At 53.5% G+C, this 18873-nt stretch carries 18 protein-coding genes; all 18 read right to left on the bottom strand.

Translation table 11 applies throughout. The features are described from left to right. Positions 1 to 26: 26 nt before the first annotated feature. Positions 27 to 1028: a glycosyltransferase family 8 protein gene (locus QDI87_RS08010; RefSeq protein WP_055162995.1), complete on the bottom strand. Its 1002-nt coding sequence runs from the start codon at positions 1026 to 1028 to the stop codon at positions 27 to 29. A 69-nt stretch (positions 1029 to 1097) separates the two neighbouring features. Then, positions 1098 to 1727 (bottom strand): O-antigen ligase family protein, encoded by a 630-nt coding sequence (locus QDI87_RS08005; protein ID WP_255241107.1) that lies wholly within the window; start codon positions 1725 to 1727, stop codon positions 1098 to 1100. Positions 1728 to 2253: 526 nt separating this feature from the next. Continuing rightward, positions 2254 to 3243, bottom strand: coding sequence for a glycosyltransferase family 2 protein (locus QDI87_RS08000; protein WP_072003585.1), 990 nt, complete (start codon positions 3241 to 3243; stop codon positions 2254 to 2256). Between the two features lie 86 nt (positions 3244 to 3329). Further along, complete coding sequence (locus tag QDI87_RS07995; protein WP_036377288.1) at positions 3330 to 3590, bottom strand: hypothetical protein; 261 nt, start codon at positions 3588 to 3590, stop codon at positions 3330 to 3332. A 177-nt stretch (positions 3591 to 3767) separates the two neighbouring features. After that, positions 3768 to 4571 (bottom strand): AAA family ATPase, encoded by an 804-nt coding sequence (locus tag QDI87_RS07990; RefSeq protein ID WP_081828452.1) that lies wholly within the window; start codon positions 4569 to 4571, stop codon positions 3768 to 3770. A 395-nt stretch (positions 4572 to 4966) separates the two neighbouring features. Continuing rightward, a complete protein-coding gene (locus QDI87_RS07985) occupies positions 4967 to 6115 on the bottom strand; it encodes a glycosyl transferase family 1 (RefSeq protein WP_036377282.1) in 1149 nt (382 codons plus the stop codon). Between the two features lie 3 nt (positions 6116 to 6118). After that, positions 6119 to 6874, bottom strand: a complete 756-nt coding sequence (locus QDI87_RS07980; RefSeq protein ID WP_036377281.1) for a glycosyltransferase family 2 protein — start codon at positions 6872 to 6874, stop codon at positions 6119 to 6121. An 18-nt stretch (positions 6875 to 6892) separates the two neighbouring features. Next, positions 6893 to 7792, bottom strand: a complete 900-nt coding sequence (locus QDI87_RS07975; protein ID WP_036377308.1) for a VirK/YbjX family protein — start codon at positions 7790 to 7792, stop codon at positions 6893 to 6895. Positions 7793 to 7960: 168 nt separating this feature from the next. Continuing rightward, a complete protein-coding gene (locus QDI87_RS07970; RefSeq protein WP_248617167.1) occupies positions 7961 to 9913 on the bottom strand; it encodes an LTA synthase family protein in 1953 nt (650 codons plus the stop codon). 210 nt (positions 9914 to 10123) lie between these two features. After that, a complete protein-coding gene (locus QDI87_RS07965; RefSeq protein WP_278521189.1) occupies positions 10124 to 10618 on the bottom strand; it encodes a D-glycero-alpha-D-manno-heptose-1,7-bisphosphate 7-phosphatase in 495 nt (164 codons plus the stop codon). Next, positions 10608 to 11594 carry an ADP-glyceromanno-heptose 6-epimerase gene (gene rfaD / locus QDI87_RS07960; RefSeq protein WP_005840879.1) on the bottom strand — a complete coding sequence of 329 codons (987 nt, stop codon included), beginning with the start codon at positions 11592 to 11594 and terminating at the stop codon, positions 10608 to 10610. The genes QDI87_RS07965 and rfaD overlap by 11 nt, the downstream gene beginning before the upstream one ends. A 45-nt stretch (positions 11595 to 11639) precedes the next feature. Continuing rightward, positions 11640 to 12623 (bottom strand): D-glycero-beta-D-manno-heptose-7-phosphate kinase, encoded by a 984-nt coding sequence (gene rfaE1, locus QDI87_RS07955; RefSeq protein WP_005840878.1) that lies wholly within the window; start codon positions 12621 to 12623, stop codon positions 11640 to 11642. A gap of 42 nt (positions 12624 to 12665) precedes the next feature. Then, a complete protein-coding gene (locus QDI87_RS07950; RefSeq protein ID WP_278521174.1) occupies positions 12666 to 13787 on the bottom strand; it encodes a glycosyltransferase family 9 protein in 1122 nt (373 codons plus the stop codon). A gap of 31 nt (positions 13788 to 13818) precedes the next feature. Beyond that, on the bottom strand, positions 13819 to 14865 hold the full coding sequence (waaC, locus tag QDI87_RS07945) for a lipopolysaccharide heptosyltransferase I (protein WP_278742851.1): 1047 nt from the start codon (positions 14863 to 14865) through the stop codon (positions 13819 to 13821). A 7-nt stretch (positions 14866 to 14872) separates the two neighbouring features. Then, positions 14873 to 15343, bottom strand: a complete 471-nt coding sequence (gene rfaE2, locus QDI87_RS07940; RefSeq protein WP_278742849.1) for a D-glycero-beta-D-manno-heptose 1-phosphate adenylyltransferase — start codon at positions 15341 to 15343, stop codon at positions 14873 to 14875. A 9-nt stretch (positions 15344 to 15352) separates the two neighbouring features. Further along, positions 15353 to 16372: a bifunctional heptose 7-phosphate kinase/heptose 1-phosphate adenyltransferase gene (locus tag QDI87_RS07935; protein ID WP_278742848.1), complete on the bottom strand. Its 1020-nt coding sequence runs from the start codon at positions 16370 to 16372 to the stop codon at positions 15353 to 15355. 22 nt (positions 16373 to 16394) lie between these two features. Then, positions 16395 to 17933 carry an LPS-assembly protein LptD gene (locus QDI87_RS07930; protein ID WP_278742847.1) on the bottom strand — a complete coding sequence of 513 codons (1539 nt, stop codon included), beginning with the start codon at positions 17931 to 17933 and terminating at the stop codon, positions 16395 to 16397. 77 nt (positions 17934 to 18010) lie between these two features. After that, positions 18011 to 18850 (bottom strand): ATP-dependent sacrificial sulfur transferase LarE, encoded by an 840-nt coding sequence (larE, locus tag QDI87_RS07925; protein WP_278742846.1) that lies wholly within the window; start codon positions 18848 to 18850, stop codon positions 18011 to 18013. Positions 18851 to 18873: the final 23 nt, after the last annotated feature.

Genomic DNA, 18873 nt, shown 5'->3' with positions numbered 1-18873 from the left:
AATGGCCATCATGAAGATGGCCATTTTTAAATTCCTAGCTTATAGCGGATCTTCAATATACCATACCAAAACATGCCAGTAAGATAATCTCCTATATAACCTTTTTCTTTACGATACCGTCCCCAGTATTTAAAATCATGGTAATTCTCTGGTTTCTTTACTGGACGTATGTTCGTGATTGTCGGCCACGGTGATAATGTATTATATTTACGCCATTGCTCATCAAAAGATGATACTACCATCTGCCATGGTTTACGACGGCCAGTCCAATGAACAATGACACTATGTCCCCGATCATATTCACCACCATCGTACACATTATAGTCGTCAGGTAAAAAGAAATTTGTTCCATCAAATACTAAATTCAAGACATCTTGACTTTGTCCTAAGAAGCGTTTTCTCGGTTCACACTGATAAGAAAAAGCTTTTTCTGTAATATGCTGCTGTTCCCAACAAGGAATATCCACCAGCATTACTCCATCATTGAAATATTTTCCGCCCTTTAGATGTAAATATCCTGCACGATAATCGACTGCGGAAGCACGTTCTGATACAGCCCCCATCGGTGCACCATGCAAGTTCATCTCCCATATCTTATCCAACGATGCAACACACATTGTATCAGCATCTAGATAAATATAACGAGATGTATATTCTTTAACAATCTTTGGCATATAAAGACGTGCATATGTGATGCGAGAAAATCGTTCTACTTTTATATGAAAGTCATGGAATGGTTCCATATTTAATTTATAAATAATACACGTACAGTTCCATTTCTTTGCGACTTCTTCTATTTTCTTTGCATTCTCTTTACTATATCCATCTGTAAAGATGTGGAACACCAGTGTAGCATCTTGATTGTTTTCCAAGACCGAAATCATAGATGCGCCCATTATGGGAATAAAGTCATCATTTACATTATAAGTAATATGATATTCTTTCTTTCCATCACTAGAATATTCATATTTTAGTTTCGAAACGATAAAATTATTCACATCAAAAAAAGTATCAACAAATTCCTTCATTTAGTTACCTTCCGCTTTCTCTCATAAAATCAATAACTTCACCTATATAAAATTACATATTGCTTTGCTTTACAATTTCCGACTATTATCCGATGCAAATGCCATTCCTAAGATTGCTGAGATTGATTGTAGAGCATTACGATTTGTAATGCCTGTATCTACCATCCCATGACACATCAAAGCCACGAATGCCCAAAAAGCTGCTTGATAATAAATATTATGTGGATTCTGTTGTATTCGCCTCCCTAAAATAATCAAGGTACCAAACACCAATAACAGAAAACCGAATCCACCAATGATACCTGTCTCATCAAAGAAACTAGCTATCACATTATGCGGAATTGTTAAGTCAGGTTCCCTTGCTGCGGGAGATATATAATTAGGATATTCACGCGCCCAATGTCTAAATCCAACACCATACAGTTTATGATCTTCCCACATCGCATAACTAGATTTCAACAGTAAAACTCGTTCATAATCATAACTGCGATGAAAAGATTGCACAGTAACTGCTCCTATGCATCCTACTATAGCAAGACTTACTAAAATCATTAACACTGTTTTCTTTACATTGTTCTTTTTGATACTATATAATAAAGCCGCTAATAATACTCCACCTATCAATACACCAATAATTGCACCTCTAGTCTTTGTCATAAGCAACGTGTATACGCCTAAAAATGTAGGTATTATCAGCATTACACGTCCCATAAGATTTTTTGTTTAAATCTATACACTGCTATTATAATTATAACAGGGACTATTATCGCTAATTCTGTTCCTAAAAGCGTCGGCTTTCCAAAATAGCCATCGACACGATATTGCGTATTTAATTGTGGTACGATACTCAGGAAAATAGCAATCAACGCGAGAGATAAGGCACCATCAAAAATGTCAGGACGAAATTCCTTCGATTCGAGAAGGAATACTATCCAAAACGGTAATGTCCAAAGGAAATACTTCCATGTTGAATGAACAACCGTAATATCCCCATATAACATAGCGGCCAAAAATAATGATAAAAAGAAAATTACATAATATATAAGGAAGGTTCTGATTAGATTAAAATTAAATTCAATCCTCTTCTTGATTAAAAATATTATTACTAGTACTCCAATAACCGAAAATATACTATACCCCGCGTTTGAACATCTTGATAGGCAGAAAAAGATATACAAAAAAAGGATAACTGATTCGTAAATATTTTGTCTTATCAGCATGAAGCTTACCTTTCTCTAATCTTTTTTGCTTTCACTTGAAAATACCGAATATGACTGTATATCTTTAATCCAGTCAAAAAATATTTTGACATAAGCTGAAGGAGCTTATATTTAAAACTGATACGCGTCGATTTGTGTGTCTTTAAATAATCTAAAACATCTTGCCTCTCTTGCTTAGATAGACACCTTACACTATGATAATCAATATACAAAGACTTGATTCCTTCATGGATGCAACGAGAAATAGCCCATTCCTCTCCTTCTTTATATGAAAATAACTTTGATACACGTTCATGTTCTTCATATGCCAAAAATTTATTATATCGTCCCCAAGAAGAAAATTCATTATTTTTCCCTGTAATTGAAGAATCGTTCAATCTATTATAATGATACAAAATATCCGGTACAATGGTGAATGTACGAACTCTCAAAAAGAGTGATGGATGTATAAACAAATCTTCATATTGAAATCCAACAGGAAAGCGAAGTTTTTCCCAAAGTTCACTTCGATACATCTTATTCCATAAAAAGTTTGTAATCCGATCGACCAGTACATACTCTTGTATGGTCCGTATATCAAAAGAAGTATCAAAGTTCATCACTGAATTTTTTATTCCATGGTTCGTAATTTCATCATATCCAAAAAAAATCACATCATACTTTTCTTTTTGAAGACATGCTACTGCTTTTTCGACTAAGGTCGTTTCAATATAGTCATCCGAATCAACAAAGAGCATATAATCTCCATGGACACAATCCAAGCCATGATTTCTTGATGCACCAATACCTTGATTGGGCTGATGTATTACTTGTATCCTAGAATCTTTATCTCTATATACGTCACATATAGCCGCTGAAAAATCCGTTGATCCATCATCAATCACTATAATTTCAATATTTTTATATGTTTGATTTATTATCGATTTCAAACATGTCTCTAAATATTTATCTGTATTATATACTGGTATAATGAGACTAACTAACGGACAATACATCATAATCCCTCTGCATCACGTTTACTATCGAAAAAAGAAATGTCTCCACTCTTCAAATAAGTATCTATTTTATTCTTTCATCCTATTTAAATTGATTCTTCAAGCTGCTTTTCTTTAAGGATAACGATAGGAATCCCATCCCTCTTTCCTTCTTTTTCCCTCCAGCGAATAATACGGCTTTTTCTGACCTCTTGTGTCCTGCTCCGATAGATAATACGATAGAATATGGAATAAGTAGCTAAATCTCCTTTTAATAACTTTTCTGCAGAAATTACCTGATCCATAGCATACAAGATATTAGAGCCTTTGAGTTCAATCAGATATGCGGACTTCTTATCCTGATTCATAACTAGAAAATCACACCGTTGTTCATGTCCTGTAAAGACCTGACCATCCAATTGATATTGTGCAACGTGTGAGCGATCTTTATTGACAGCAACGTGTTTGCAAGGATTTCGACTTTCTCTGTCTTGTGATACGATTTTTGACTGCCGTTCGCTGCACAGGGACTGAAACTTGCTAACTTACCCATTATCTTTCTCCGTTTGCCACTTGAGTTCCATCAACGCATCATTTTCATCATTGATTATGTCAGAAGCTCCATCAATCAGACTATTGTCAATCAAACCATCATCCATGCCATCGATGACTTGGCCATTGATGACATGGACTGCTTTTGTCCAGCATGCATCTAACATCTCACAAGACGGCACGATTGCATCACGCTGTGCGTCAGCCGAACGTATCTCAGCAGCATACAGCAGATTATTGAACTCGCCCAGAATATAGGGGCTATGTGTCGTGACGATAACCTGATTGCCAACATTTGCAAAAGTCCCTAGAGCTTCTGCCATGTATTTCTGCGAATCCGGATAGAGATGCGCTTCCGGTTCCTCCAAGATGATACATGACGGCTTATCTTCCAGCAAATAGTAAAAGAGCAGATTCAAGGCCCATACGGTCTCCTGCTGACCCGAAGAGGCAAAATTGACCTTGATGGATTTGACTGTTTCGTCTACGTCCAGTAAGAGCTGTTCTTCGCTTGCGCGGTAACAGTAACGTGCTTTGAGGATTTTCTCTGTCAGCTGCATCATATGTTTCAGCACAGGCAGATTCAAATGCTTATCGGTCGTTTCAATCTCCTGCTTCAATAAGCCTTCTAAGCCATTGGCAAAGGACTGGCGCAGAGACAAAATCCCATGGATGTATGCATTGGTACAGTAATCCAATGCGGGCAGTTGACGGTTCGGATCAGTGAAGAGCACCGGGAGCTGATCGCTCAGAAGGGTGATCATACTGCGACCTGCAGGGATGTAAACAGTCTCCATCTTCTCCCCTGTCAACTAGCGAATATCTTGACTGTAGTGAAATAATACTGTCTGCGAATGGGTTTGAGGATGCTGGCCTTTAATGACTTCTAGCCAATGCCCATCTGCAAAAGTATAGCGGACCTGCATCGCATCGGAAAGGCTTGTCACATCGCCAAAGATCCGCAGGAATACTGAGCGAAGCCCCTTGTCCACCTGTGAAGATGATGAATCCTGCGATTGTATATACTGTCTGGCAATCTTGAAAAAGTAAATCAACTTCGCCAAAGTGCTCTTGCCGCTCGCTTGTGGCCCAGTCAGCACGGTCAATCGCTATACTTCGATATCACAGGACTGAATAGGCCCAAAGTCACGCACATGCAAGTGCTGTATCTCTTCCATCCTCTCACCTTCTCTCAAGATTTTCTCGACAGGATTCCCACAATCCGCTGAATCAGTTTATCTTGTCCGTATTTCTCGTTTGCCCCCATCAGACCTTGGCGGTATTCCTCTGCCTTTTGTGGGAAGGTATTGACGAAGTGTTCCAACTGCTTGGAGAACACATCCACTGAATCCAGCTTGACGGCTTCACCTATCTTGAACTCGCTCAGAATCTCGGGATTCATCTCGGGAGACTGCAGGACGGGCTTGTAATAGCCGATTGCGGTGAACAACATGGCGCTCGGCTGATAGCGGTAGCGCTCTGCACCGTATGGCAAGAGCAGAACATCGATGTCCATGAGCTCGCGCTGCCATTCGATGCCCAAGAGGTTCTTGTGCAGGAAGCGGATATTATCGTACGATGCATACTCACGCTTCAAGCGCTCGAAGTCGTCGCCGTCGGCCTGCGTCACGGTAGCGCCCTGCACCGTGAGCACGACGGGATTCGTAAAGGTCGCCTTGACAAATGCCTGCAGGAAAAAGTCGAGATTCTTCTCGCGGCGGTATTGCCCGAAGAAGCCGAGCCGCAGCGGCTCGTGCACATGGAATTCTGGTGTGACCGGCAAATCAAACGGGATGTAGACTGGTGCCATGACTGTATGGAAGTTTGGGCAATCAGACAGCTCGGGGAACGACGTCTGCAAGCCCAGTGCGCCGAGATGGATATTCGAGTAAGCCCGGAGGCTCTTGACACCATCGCAGAAGCGCTCTCTGTCTTTTGGCATGATACCATGGAATAGGAACAGGACCGGGACAGGGCTGTTCTTGATGGCGCTGTTCCGGACCGAGCGCATGACGCGCCAGCTGTTCGTCGGCACGACGATGGCATCGCAATAGCCCTGCTTCGCCTTTTCACAGGCGCTGTTGAACCAAGCCAGGCGGCGGCGTTCCCTCTGGAATGACAGCCAGAGCCGCTTGATCCTGCCGACACCCGCATACGATATCGCTTCGCCGCCCGCCAGATACTCGACATCGCAGTGATAGTCGAGCTTGAACGGAAAGTGTTCCGGCACAAAGAACACTGGCTCATGCCCCTGCTTCTTCAATTCTTCTACGAGAATGCGGTCAAATTCTACCTCATGGCCAGCAGGCATAACGATGGATTCTAATATCGCAATCCTCATAAATTAGGCTCCTCTTCTCTGCAATTCGTGCAGTTTCAAATACTTAAGCATCGTATAGAAGAAATGATTGCAACACATGTACATGCCGAGATACCCGTCCAGGAAACCTCTCCGAACAAAGAACATCTTGAAAAAGCCGCCCAGACTATGGGTAAAGATTCCTGGCAAAGTCGTTCGTTTCCCTCTTCGGTAGGCATCTTCTGCCCAAATGGTCGTATAGAGGCAGAGCTTCTCTTCCCACTGATGCCAGTCCTTATAGGTATGGTGCTCGATGTAGCCCGGCAGGCGTTTGGCGGGCAGCGGGCACTCGGGGTGTTCGTGGACCTTGTTGACCCAAGTGACGCTTTCGCGGGGGAACATGCGCAGGACATGGTCAGGATAGAGTACGCCGTAGCTGAAGGTCACGCCAAAGGCGACGGATTTACGTGTGATGGCGTATTGCGCATCCATCTTGCCGGACGCGACGATGTGCTTAACCTCAGCGATGAGCGCATCATTGAGCCGTTCATCGGCATCGAGGTAGAGCACCCAATCGGCATTTGTCTGCTCGAGTGCAAAATTGCGCTGCGCTGAAAAGTCATCTGTCCAGGCGCGGAAACTGACCTTGGCGCCGTGCTCCTTTGCCAAGTCAACAGTACGGTCCGTGCTGCCCGAGTCGATGATGATGACCTCATCCGTGCACTTCTTGGCGTTCTCCACTACCGAGATGATATTCTCTTCTTCATTGCGCGTCAGGATCAAGATAGCTAGTGAGCTCATATTTCCCTCGTTCTCTCGTCATTTCAACAGTGCATGGACCTTCTCTGCGATAGAAGCGTCGACTTCATCGAGTAGGGCGTAGCGCTTGCGGTAGTTAGCGCGCTTGCGCGTCGGGACTTCTTCCATGGTCTTGCGGTATTCCGTCATCGGCAGCTCGTAGAAGCGCTGGTCGGCACACGGACGGCCGCCCGACTCTTTCCAGAAGTCGCTGAAGCTCGTCTTGAGCTTGCGGTCGCGGCGGATGTGGTTGTTCGCATAGTAACCGTAGTTCGTGACAGCATAGATGTGCTTGAGGCCGAGGGCCTTGGCCGTCTCCTGTGTCGCGTGCAGGATGAAGTTCTTCGTGCGATAGGCATGGCAACGCTTCGTGACCTTCTTGACGATGTCCTTGGCGTTCTCCATGTTCGGGCCCTGCATCGCACCGATCCAGAGTGCCCACTCACCAGCCTTGTTTGGCGCAATCCAGAACATCATCTGGTAGAGGTCTGCTTCGTCGAGGCACAGGACAACGGACAAGAGCCCTTCCTTACGCTGGCCGGGATGATACGACAGCTCGAAGCGCAGATGGCCACCTTCATCATGGCTTTCCCAGAGGATGTAGTGCTCATCCCCATAAAGACCTAGGAATACATCTGCTTTGAGATGCTTCGACAAGTAGTCCATATGCTGCTCGACAAGTTTGGCACGCTCATCAAACGTCGACTTATTGTAGAAGAAAGCACGCGTCGGCTGCTCGTAGACAAAAGGATATTCCTCTGCCAGTTTGCCGAGAAGCGCATCGCTCGTAAAAAATTGATACAGACGCTTCATGCGTCTCATGTTCAACAAGCAGCGCCCAACGAAGACCACCATGCGTCTGGCTTCGCGCGGATTTTCTGTATTGTATATTTTCTTTCCTAATCTTATATAATCCAGCATGCATTCCATTCCTTATATGTATTCTACAAGATAACCTCGTCATCCTTCTTATCATAAGTTTACTCTAAACAAGTCCATTGTGCAAATAGCAAACGAAAAACCCTATCTTGCGACAGGGTTTTCTATTACAATGCCTAATCTTAGCTATATTGCGAGAAGTTTCGGCCTTCAACGAAAGTTGCTCAACATCTCTGGATGACGGACAATCCAGGCTGTCAAGGCATCAACACCGGCAATCTCATCCGCATAGCGGATGCCCGTACTCTCCTTTGTCGGCACCTCTTGATCCGTAGCGACAGTGGATTGATATACCGGCGTCTGCGCTGAGCCCACGTTTTCCTTGGTGAGCCAGTGATACGGCGTCACAACGTGGTCGATTGGCTCCGTCAGCGATGGCACGAGGGAATAGTACGAGAATCCCTTAGGAGCAATCAGCTCGAAGATGGTCGGCATGATGTTCATATGGCCGCCAATCGTGTTTCCTGAGAGGATGTCCTGTGTGAGCTCTGGGTGGTGCATCGCAAAGGAAGTACAGAACTGCTCGCGCAGGGTGACATCCTGGCGCGTCAGCGTATCGCCCGGGTGAATCGGGATGCTCGCATGGTCGCCCGTCACGATGAACAGGGCGTCTGGGTAGACGCGCTCCATCTCCGCCACAAAGTCCGAGATGGCTTTATCGCTGTACCAATAAGTGCCCAAGACCTTCTGCTTCTTGTGGTTATGCCGCACCGACTCCGGCAAGTCCTTGAGGACTGCGTCGGCATCGAAGCCGAGCTTCTTGAGCGGCATCTTGTAGGGACCGTGATTCGAGGTCGTGTAGATGTAGTGGAAGGTCGGCGTATCGTCATCGAGTTCCTGGATGAGCTCTGCTGCATGCTGCAGGAAGATGTGGTCGTAGACGCCCACCCATGTCTTCGGCGAGTCGGGCGGGCAGAACTCTGTAGCGCCCATGACCTTGTCAAAGCCAACGGCAGGGCCGAACTTGTCGAAGTTACCGTACGTGGGATTGCCGCCGTACCAGTAGATGGAGCGGTAGCCCAGCTTGCGCAGCTGATTGGGCAATGTCGTGGCCAGTGTGCCATGCCAGAAATCCTCGCGTTCGTTGAGCTCCAGCTTCGCATCAAAGATGCCCGTCATCAGGCTGACGATGGCAGGGCGAGAGATCATGCCGGCTGGCAGGAAGTTGTTAAGCGATACCGTATGCGGGTCCTGGCGAAACGCCTTGGCACCGTCCATGATGTGGTAGTCGCTGTAGATATCGTCGAGCGGCATCTGCGCGTAACTCTCGCCCACGATCAAGAAGATGTGTTTTGGCTTCTTGATGCGTGCGCCCTTTGCCTCGTGCACGAAGGCTTCGGCAGGATTCTGGAGTTCCTTCCACTTGCCGCCCTTCATCGCATCGGGCATGATGGCGTCGATGACGGGCTCATCTTCCTCATCGGTATGGCTCAGGCCCTCTTGCAATGGATGCTTGAGCACGTTCTCGAGTGCAATCAGATCATCTACCGTCGCACGCGCCATGAAGATGTCTTCCTTGACGATGCTCGGGATCGTGTCCCACTCCGGCTTATTGTCGTGGATCAGCGTGCCACCGTAGCGGAAGTAGTAAAACAGGAGTGCTATGCCGATCACGATGGCTGTGTTGATGGCAATCTGCAGGGCTCCTGACGGTACGAGGTAGTACGTCAGCTGCGGGATGGAGAGAAATGCTTCCCCCGCCCACCAGCAGAACAGCGTGTACGGGATGTAGCTGAGAATCAGCAGGACGCCGTGGTTCTGGTGAAAGAAGATGTCCAGCAGATTGTGCTTCTCGGCCTTCTTGCCCAGCCAGAGTGTGCTGTTGTAGATGTCGTGGTAATGATAGTAAAAGATCATCTTGCCAAGGAAAGCGGTGTAGAGCACCACGGCATAGATTGTGACGGCGGCCTGCCGTATCGTATCGCCGATGGCAAAGTAAGCGGGCAAGAACGCGCCCGGCAGGCTGACGAAAAGGACCAGCAGCAAGAAAACGTACGCATTGAAGTCCATGCCCCACCAGAAGCCATAGCGGAAGCAGGCCAGCCACTTGCGCCATTCGCCAAAAGGGTTCTTCTTGGGACGATAGACTTCAATGAAAATCAAACGGAACAATGTACACAGGACAGGCGGAAATATTGCAATCTGCAAATCCTGCTGTATCCCGTCAAAAAACAATGAAAACATGGAGTTCACCTCTACTATGCCTTATATAATTGCTTGGAGCAACTACTCTATAGTTTAATCGATAACGCTGGCTTCTGCAACAAAAAAGAACCATGTTGAACATGATTCTTTTTCTACAAGCTATTTGTTTTAGATGCTTTGTACCAGCTCCAGCAGGCTCCCGCCCTCGTAGCGCAGGCCTTTGAGGCCGGCGTTCTTGGCGCAGAGCATGTCGCCGTCGCTGTCGCCGACGAAGTAGGACTTCGCGCGGTCGATGTGGAAGCGGGCGCAGGCGGCGTCGATGAGGCCGGTGGCAGGCTTGCGGCAGCTGCAGGCCTTGGTGTAGGCGGGCACTGTGCCCTCGGGGTGGTGCGGGCAGTAGTAGAGAGCGTCTAGGTGGGCGCCGACTTTCTGGAGCTCGCTGTTCATCCAGTCGTAGACGTGCTGGACGTCGCTCTCGGGGTAGTAGCCGCGGGCGACGCCGGACTGGTTCGTCACGAGGATGGCGAGGTAGCCGCGGTCGTTGACGTGACGGATGGCCTCTTTGGCGCCGGGAATCCAGATGAAGTCTTCGGGACGGTGAAGGTAGTGGATGTCGACGTTGAGGGTGCCGTCGCGGTCAAAGAAGACGGCTTTATTTTCCATACTCATAGTAACCGCCGTTGTCGAGGAAGGTCACGTACTCTTTGACGGCTTCGTCCATGTCGGTGAAGCCCTGGTCGTAGCCGGCGGCGAGCAGGTGTGTCGGGTCGGACTCGGTGAAGTTCTGGTACTTGCCCTTGAGGACCTCGGGGAAGTCGCGGTAGGCAATCTCGCCCTTGCCCATGGCCTTGATGACGGCCTTGGCTACTTCGTTGTAGCTGTGGGCGTGGCCGGTGCCGCAGTTGTAGATGCCGGACGGGCCGTGGTTCTCCCAGAACCAGAGGTTGACGCGCACGACGTCCTTGACGTAGACGAAGTCGCGGCGCTGCTCGCCGTCCTCGACGGGCTTGCCGGCGATCTCGCCCCAGCCGCGGAACAGGCGCGCCTTGCCCGTCTCGTTGATCTGGTTGTAGAGCTGGTAGAAGATGGAGGCCATCTTGCCCTTGTGGTGCTCCTGCGGGCCGTAGACGTTGAAGTACTTGAGGCCGACGATCTGGCTGTGGGCTTCAGGCATGACCTGGCGCACGTAGCGGTCGAAGGCGAGCTTCGAGAAGGCGTACGGATTCAGGGCGTCCTCGCACTCGTCGCCCTCGCGGAAACCGTTCTTGCCGCCGCCGTACGTCGAAGCGGACGAGGCGTACATGAACGGGATGCGGTGCTGCAGGCAGAAGTGCAGCAGGGACTTGGAGTACTCGTAGTTCGTGCGCATCATGAAGTTGACGTCATACTCCATCGTGTCGGAGCAGGCGCCCTCGTGGAAGACGGCGTCAATGTCCGTGCCGTCGAAGTCGTCATCCTCGATGCTCTGAAGGAAGTCGTCCTTGTACTGGTAGTCGATGAACTGCAGGCCGCGGAGGTTCTTGTAGTTCTGCCCATCCTTGAGGTCGTCGACGATCAGGATGTCCGTGCGACCGCGGCGGTTGAGTTCTTTGACGATATTGCTGCCGATGAAACCGGCACCACCTGTTACGATAATCATGTGGAATTCCTCCTGTATCCTATCACAAAGTGACTGTTTACTGTATTATTCACCCCGAAGCACGGCCATAAGCTCGTCGCGGCTGACGGCGTAGGTGCCGAGCTTGGCGACGACGACGCTGGCGGCAAGGTTGGCCATGTAGGCGCCGTCGCGCGGCGCGAGGCCGCCGGCTAAGGCCATGGCGAAGACGGCGATGACGGTGTCGCCGGCACCGGAAACGTCGAAGACCTCCTGTGCCTTCGTCGGGATGTGGACGACTTCTTCCTCGCGCACGAGCGAGAGGCCTTCTTCGGAGCGCGTGACGATGACGTTGCGCAGCTTGAACTTGCGCATAACGTAGTGCGCGGCCTTCTCGACGGCCTTGTCCTCATTGCGGATGGGCTCGAGGAGCACCGAATTGATTTCCTTGAGGTTCGGCGTGATGTAGTCGGCGTGCGCATACTTGGCCCAGTTCGTGCCCTTCGGGTCGACGACGACGGGCACGCCGTGGGCGTGGCAGGCCTGGATGATCTTCTGGCAGTTCTGCTCGGAGCAGGAGCCCTTGCCGTAGTCGGAGATGATCACGCAATCGAGGCTCTCGTTGAGCTTCTGGTTGATGTAGTGGAGGAAGCGGTCGGCATAGGGACCGGTGATTGGTGCGGACTCCTCGAAGTCGAGGCGCATCATCTGCTGATGGCCGCCGATGACGCGGAGTTTCGTCGTCGTCGGGCGGTCGGTCGTGATGAGGCCGTGGTAATCGATGCCGCGGGCCGTGAATTTATCGAGCAGGCTCTGGCAGTGGTAATCCTCGCCGACGAAGCCCGCGATGCTCGTCTCACAGCCGAGCAGGGCGAGGTTGTGGGCGACGTTGGCCGCGCCGCCCAGGGTCTCCTTCGTCTCGAGCACGTGCGTGATTGGCACAGGCGCCTCAGGCGAGATGCGCGTGACCTCGCCATAGTAATACTTGTCGAGCATGACATCGCCGACGACGAGGATCTTGCAGCGCGCGGTGCGCTGGGCGACAAAATCATAAAGCTGTTCGTTTTCCATTGGACACCTCTCAATACATCCCAAGCGTAAAGGCTCAAAATCTCAAAGTTCAATGACGCGGCACTTGTAGTCGCCCGGATGGGGCGGCCACTCGTAGGCCGACGCGCCGTCGTGGGCCGCGAGGAGTTCCTCCGCGTACTTCATGACGGTGTCTACAGGGATATTCTTCATGCAGGCCATGTTATCCTGCCCCTTGCGCGGACATTCGTGGATGCCGCAGGGGTGGCAGGGCTCGGGCGTCTTGATGAGGACGTCCTTGCCGTCGTACGGGTAAAAGGTCGGCACGGGGCTCGCGCCGAACATCGTGACGATGGGCACGTTCATGGCGACGCCGACGTGCATCGGGCCGGAGTCGGTCGTGAGGAAGAGCGAGCAGCGCCGCAAGAGGCCTGCGAGCACGGTCAGGCTGACCTTGCCCGTGAAGACGTGGACATGCTCCTGCTCCTCCATCTGCGCGCGGCATTTCTCGACGAGCGGCACGTCGGTCGGGCCGCCCATGAAGGCGACGTCGTAACCCTCGCGGATGAAGCGGTCGGCGCAGGCGGCAAAGTAGCTGTCGAGCCAGCGCTTCGTCTGCCAGCTCGCGCCGATGTTGAAGGCGACGACCTTGGCCTCGGGCGCGAATTCCTGCTGCCAGAGTGCGGCGGCCTTGGCCTCCTCCTCTGGCGGCAGCATCATCTCGAGGCCGCGGTCGTCGATGGTCTTGACGCCGACGGCCTCCTTGAGCACATCGAGGTGGCAGAGCACCTGATGCTTGACGAGTTCGGGTGGCGTGTCGGCCATGGCGCGGTTCGGCATGACCTTGTCAAAGAAGCGCTTGAAGCCGGGCTGCGAGTAGCCGACGATGCGCTTGCCGCCCGAGAAGGCGGCGATGGCCGAAGCGCGTTCATTGCGGTGGAAATTGATGACGAGGTCGAAGTGGCGCGCGCGGATTTTCCGGATGAAGCGCACGAGGGCGAGGAGGCCCTTGTCCTTGCCGTGCTTGTCGATGAGGATGCACTCGTCGAGGTTCTCGTTACAGCGCACGAGGTCGCCGAGCGGCTTGTCCGTCAAGAGCGCGATGTGCGCCTCGGGATAGTTCGTCCGCAGCGTGCGCAGGGCCGGCGTCACGAGCATGAGGTCGCCGATGTGCATCGTGTTGATGACGAGGATATTCTTGTACATGAAAATTTCCTTCTTGCTAGACTACTTGGCTTCAGATGGTGACGGCAGCGAGCGCTGGCACGAGGGCCTTTAGCTTTGCTTCGACCTGCTCGGGCTTGATGACGGCCATGCAGTCGTGGCCGAGCGGGCAGACGCGCTTCATGCACTCGCGGCAGTCACGGTCGACGACGAGCAGGTTCTCCATCTGCCCGTAGGGTCCCGTGCGGTGCGGATATGTCGGCCCCATGAGCATGACGGTCTTCGCGCCGATGCCGACGGCGAGATGCGTCGGGCCCGTGTCGCCGCCGACGACGGCCGCCGACTGCTGGAAGAGGTAGGCGAGTTGCTTGAAGTTCAGCTTGCCGACGAGGTCGATCGGCGGGATGTCCATCTTGGCCGCGATCTCGGCGGCCTTCTGCGTCTCGACGGGGCCGCTGCCGACGAGCACGGGGATGACGCCGTGGTTGTAGAGCCAGTCGCCGAGCATGGCAAAGTGCCCGTCCGGCCAGCATTTTGTCGGCCAGCTGGCACCGACGACGAGCACGGTGTAGGGATTCGCCATATTGGCGCCGGCCTGCGCGACGATCTGGCGCGTGAGCTGCTGCTCGCGCTCTGGCACGCGGATGGGCAGGCGCACTTCCTTGACCGCGCAGCCGATGGCGCGCGCCGTGTCGAGGTAGCGCTCGATGACGTGGTCGTGGCAGTGCGGGCCGATGACGGGCTTCGAGATGAGCTGGCTGCCCTCGCGCATGTTCCACATGCCGTACTTCTGCCCCTTCGGGGCCTTGGCGAGCGCGGCGACGGCCGCCGACTTGAAGAGGCCCTGCAGGTCGAGCACGACGTCGTAGTCGCGCGCCTGTATCTTCTGGCGCAGCGGCAGGAAGTTCTGCAGGAAGCCCTTGACGCTGCGGAACTTCTTCTTCTCGAAGACGATGATCTCGTCGACGCAGGCGGCCATCGCGACGATGTCGTAGGCCGGCGGCTCGACGACCCAGGTCAGGTGGGCATCGGGATACGTCTCCTTGATGGCGTAGCTCACGGGCAGGGCGTGGATGACATCGCCGATGGAGCTCATCTTCACGATCAGGATATTCTTCACAGCGCAATCATCCCTCCATATTTTTTATCTTCTCGATGACGTTTGTCGTCGAGCGGCCGACGACCATCTGGACGAACTCGACGCGGCCGCCGTAGCTCTGGACGATCTTGGCCTCGGGCAGCGTCTCGAGCGTGTAGTCACCGCCCTTGACGTAGACGTCGGGGCGGACCTTGGCGATGATGGTCTCGGCTGTCTTCTCGCCGAACAAGACGACGTAGTCGACGGCCTTGAGTGCGCCGACGACCTCGGCGCGATCGAGCTCGCCGTTGATGGGGCGCGCGGGGCCCTTGTTGCCGCGCACGGATGCATCCGTGTTGAGGCCGAGCACGAGGCAGTCGCCGAAGGAGCGCGCTTTCTCGAGGTAGCGCACGTGGCCGGCGTGCAGGATGTCGAAGCAGCCGTTCGTGAAGACGATCTTCTCGCCGGCGCGATGGAGAATCTCGCAGAGCTTCTCGATATCATTTGGGTCAATCAGCATGGTATTCCCTCACTTTGACGGATATTCCGGATGTTGTTTCTCGACGGCCTCGGCGAGCTCGCGCACGGAAACCGTGCTCGTGCCGAGCTTGCGCACGGCGATGCCGCTCGCGATGTTGCTGAGGCGCGCGGCGAGCGCCGGCTCTGCACCGGCGGCCAGCGCCAGGATGACGGTCGCGACACAGGTATCACCGGCGCCGGAGACGTCGAATACCTCGCTCTTGTCGGAGACGGGGATCTCGTGGACGGCGCCGTGCTCGACGAGGACCATGCCGAGCTCGCCGCGCGTCACGAGGACGCCCTTGGCCGCGAGCTCCTGACGGAGCTCCTCTGCCGCCCTGACAATGTCCTCCGTCGTCACGAGCTCGCGGCCCATGGCCGCGGCAATCTCGGCATCGTTCTGCTTGACGTAGCCGATGCCGTGGAAGCGGCGGACGGCGTAGCGCGAGTCGACAATGCTAGGGATGCCCTTGGCCTGACAATAGTCGATCAGCAGGGACTGGAGCCCTTCGGTGACGGTGTCAGAGCCGTAGTCGCTGATGACGACGCCCTCGACAGTCGGCAGGACGGACTTGATGTAGGCGCACAGCTCCGCCTCGACGGCTGGGGCCATCGGCGCCTTGCTCTCCCTGTCGATGCGCACGATCTGCTGGCTGACCGTCGCGCGGCCGCCCGCAATGATGCGCGTCTTGGAGATGGTCGGCCGCGAATCGTCGGCGATAAGGCCGCGGACGTCGGCGCCGTTCTTCGCGAGAATAGCGCGCAATCCGTCAGCGCTCTTGTCTCTGCCGACGAGTCCGACGGCATGGACCTTGCCGCCGAGCGTCGCGATGTTGTTGACGACGTTGGCCGCGCCGCCCGCGACGACCTTCTCGCCGGCCTGCTCGAGCACGAGCACAGGGGCTTCGCGCGAGATGCGCGAGATGCGGCCGTCGAGGTAGATGTCGGCGACCATGTCGCCGATGACGAGGATATCCCTGCCCTGCATGCCGGACAGGGCATCATGGTATTCCTGCTGCAACGCATTCATCCTTTCTCATACTGCCAGCGCATCACATCGGCAGGAAGCGCCACTTGACCTTCCATGTATTGTCGCGTCCCTCGTAGTGAAGGATGAGCTGCGAGCAGTGCATGTCGTGGAACCAGTAGTAGTCGAACTTGCGCCAAGTTGCGTTGTCGACGTCGTACTTCGAGCCGAAGGCCACGCGGTTGTTCTCGTCGATGCGGTAGCTGAAGCCGGCCTCTACTTTGCGCGAGTAGCTGTCGTTGTCGAAGTCAAACGGCGAGAGCTCGCGATTATTCTTCTGGTAGCGGTAGGCACCGTAGCCCGACCAGCGGTCGTCGAAATCCTTCGTCAAGGTCGCATCGTAGTTGAAGCCGTTGTAGTGCGCGTCGTTATACGACTCGTGCGTAACCTCGTAGCTCGTACTGAGGTTGAGCTTCCAGCCGTCGAAGCGGATCGGGTCGTAGCTCAGGCCCACATTGTACATCTTGTGGTTACTCTTGACCTCGCCCTGCTTCCAGCGGCCGTACTCGCCGTTGATGCTGTAGTGGAACGGAGAATTGCCGATGCGCGCCGTGTGGCCGACGAGCAGCGACGGCTGCTTCTTGATCCAGTTGTCGTCGCTGTCGTCGAAGTAGCCCTGCGTCACGCGCGCGTAGTTGCCCGCGTTGGCCCAGCCCACGTTGAACTCATTGCGCCAGTCCTTCTTCGTCGTGTAGACGATCTTGGCATTGGCATCGACATTCTTGGCGATGGGCTGCTTGAGGTTCTCGCGGATCCAGAGGCCGTTCGTCTTGTCGTAGCCGACGCGCGGGAACCAGTCGGAGACAGTCGTGTCTTTCTTGAGGTTGACCTCGTAGCGCGACTTCGACATGAAGGTTGCGCCCTTGATCTTGAACTTGACGTTGTGCAGGACCATCTTGTCGTCGGGGTAGATCTCGATCTTGCGCGCGAAGAGGCTGTAGTCGGGGTGGATGGCGCTGCACTTCGTCTTCGTGCCGTCGTAGATGACGATCTTGTCGGGATAGAACTCGAACTTCTTGCCCGTCATGTAGTTTTCGGCCACTTTGCCCTTGGCGCTCTCCATCGAGCCCGTGCGCATGCGGTAGTTGTAGTTCGTCTCGAAGCCGTCGAGCATGACCTCAGTCTGGCCCGGCGTGAACTGCAGCATATGGCCCTTGCCCGGAATGTGGATGCGCTCCTCGATGGTGTTGCCGTCGACGTTCTCGCCCTCGAAGCGGTGCTGGTCGAGCTGCGTGACCTTGACCTTGCCCTTGGCCGTGAAGTCGCCCGTCACCTGGTTCCACGTGAGGTCATCGCCCTCGAAGGCGACAGGTGCGGCCTTCGTCGGGTCAATCGGGTAGCGCAGGTGCTTGCGCATCTCCTCCGTATCGGCCTTGAGCTGGTCTTTCTCGGGATTCGGCTTCTGGGCGCGCGCCGCGCGGTGCTCGTTCTCAAGGTAGTCGAGCAGGCCCAGGCTCGTATCGGAATCGGAATGATACGTCGCGGCGCTGGCCGTGCCCGCTGCTGCCGGCAGGACGAGGGCCGTGATCATCAGGCCTGATAAAATCTTCGTTGCTGATTTCATCCAGAAAATCTCCATTCTATGCATCTATGCAATCGTACATCCTCTATAGTACATCATCGCCGCGAGGAGCGCAAATCTCATGGCTTCTCAGCAAGTGTCTCATTGAGGCTGCCCGTGCGGTAGCCGAGCAGGTCGAGCGCGGCGTAGGCAAAGCCGATGCGCCTGAAAAAAGCCGCCGTCTCCTCGCGCAAACCTTCTTCAAGGAAGCGCGGGATGTCCTCTGGCACGAGCTCGATGCGCGCCACCTCGCCATGCGCGCGCACGCGCAGCTGGCGGAAGCCCTTCGCCATAAGGAATTCCTCGGCGCGATTGACGCGCGTAAGGCCCTCTGGCGTCAGCTCTTTCCCGTACGGGAAGCGCGAGGCCAGGCAGGCGAAAGAAGGCTTGTCCCATGTCGGCAGGCCGAGCGCCCTGGAGAGCGCGCGGATGTCGGCCTTGCGGAGCCCTGCCTCGTGCAGCGGGCTCACGATGGCGAGCTCGCGAAGCGCCCTGTGCCCCGGGCGGTAGTCGCCGTCGTCGTCGAGGTTCGAGCCGTCGACAACAAAGGCGAGGCCATGCTCTGCTGCGAGTTCCTTCATGTGCGCGAACAGTGCGTGCTTGCAGTAGTAGCAGCGGTCTTTGGGGTTCTCGCGGACATGCGGCACCGTGAGGATCGGGAACGGCACGGCATGGTGCTCGATGCCCTCTTTCTCGCAGAAGGCCCGGGCGTCGTCGACATCGCGCTGCGGCACAAAGTCAGAGGCCGCGGTGAACGCCACCGCTTTGCTGCCGAGCACATCGTGCGCTACCTTGACGAGCAAGGTCGAGTCGACGCCGCTCGAGAAGGCCACGGCGACACTGCCGAGCTGCTGCAGGATAACCCGCAACTTCTCGTACTTCTGGCGCACGGGCTCGGGGAGAGACTGTATAGAGTTCATGGGAATCACCTTTCTTCAGGGGA

The sequence above is a fragment of the Mitsuokella jalaludinii genome (genome assembly GCF_928722185.1).
In the GTDB taxonomy this organism is placed as follows: domain Bacteria; phylum Bacillota; class Negativicutes; order Selenomonadales; family Selenomonadaceae; genus Mitsuokella; species Mitsuokella jalaludinii.
This window is presented reverse-complemented; position numbering and strand designations above follow the sequence as displayed.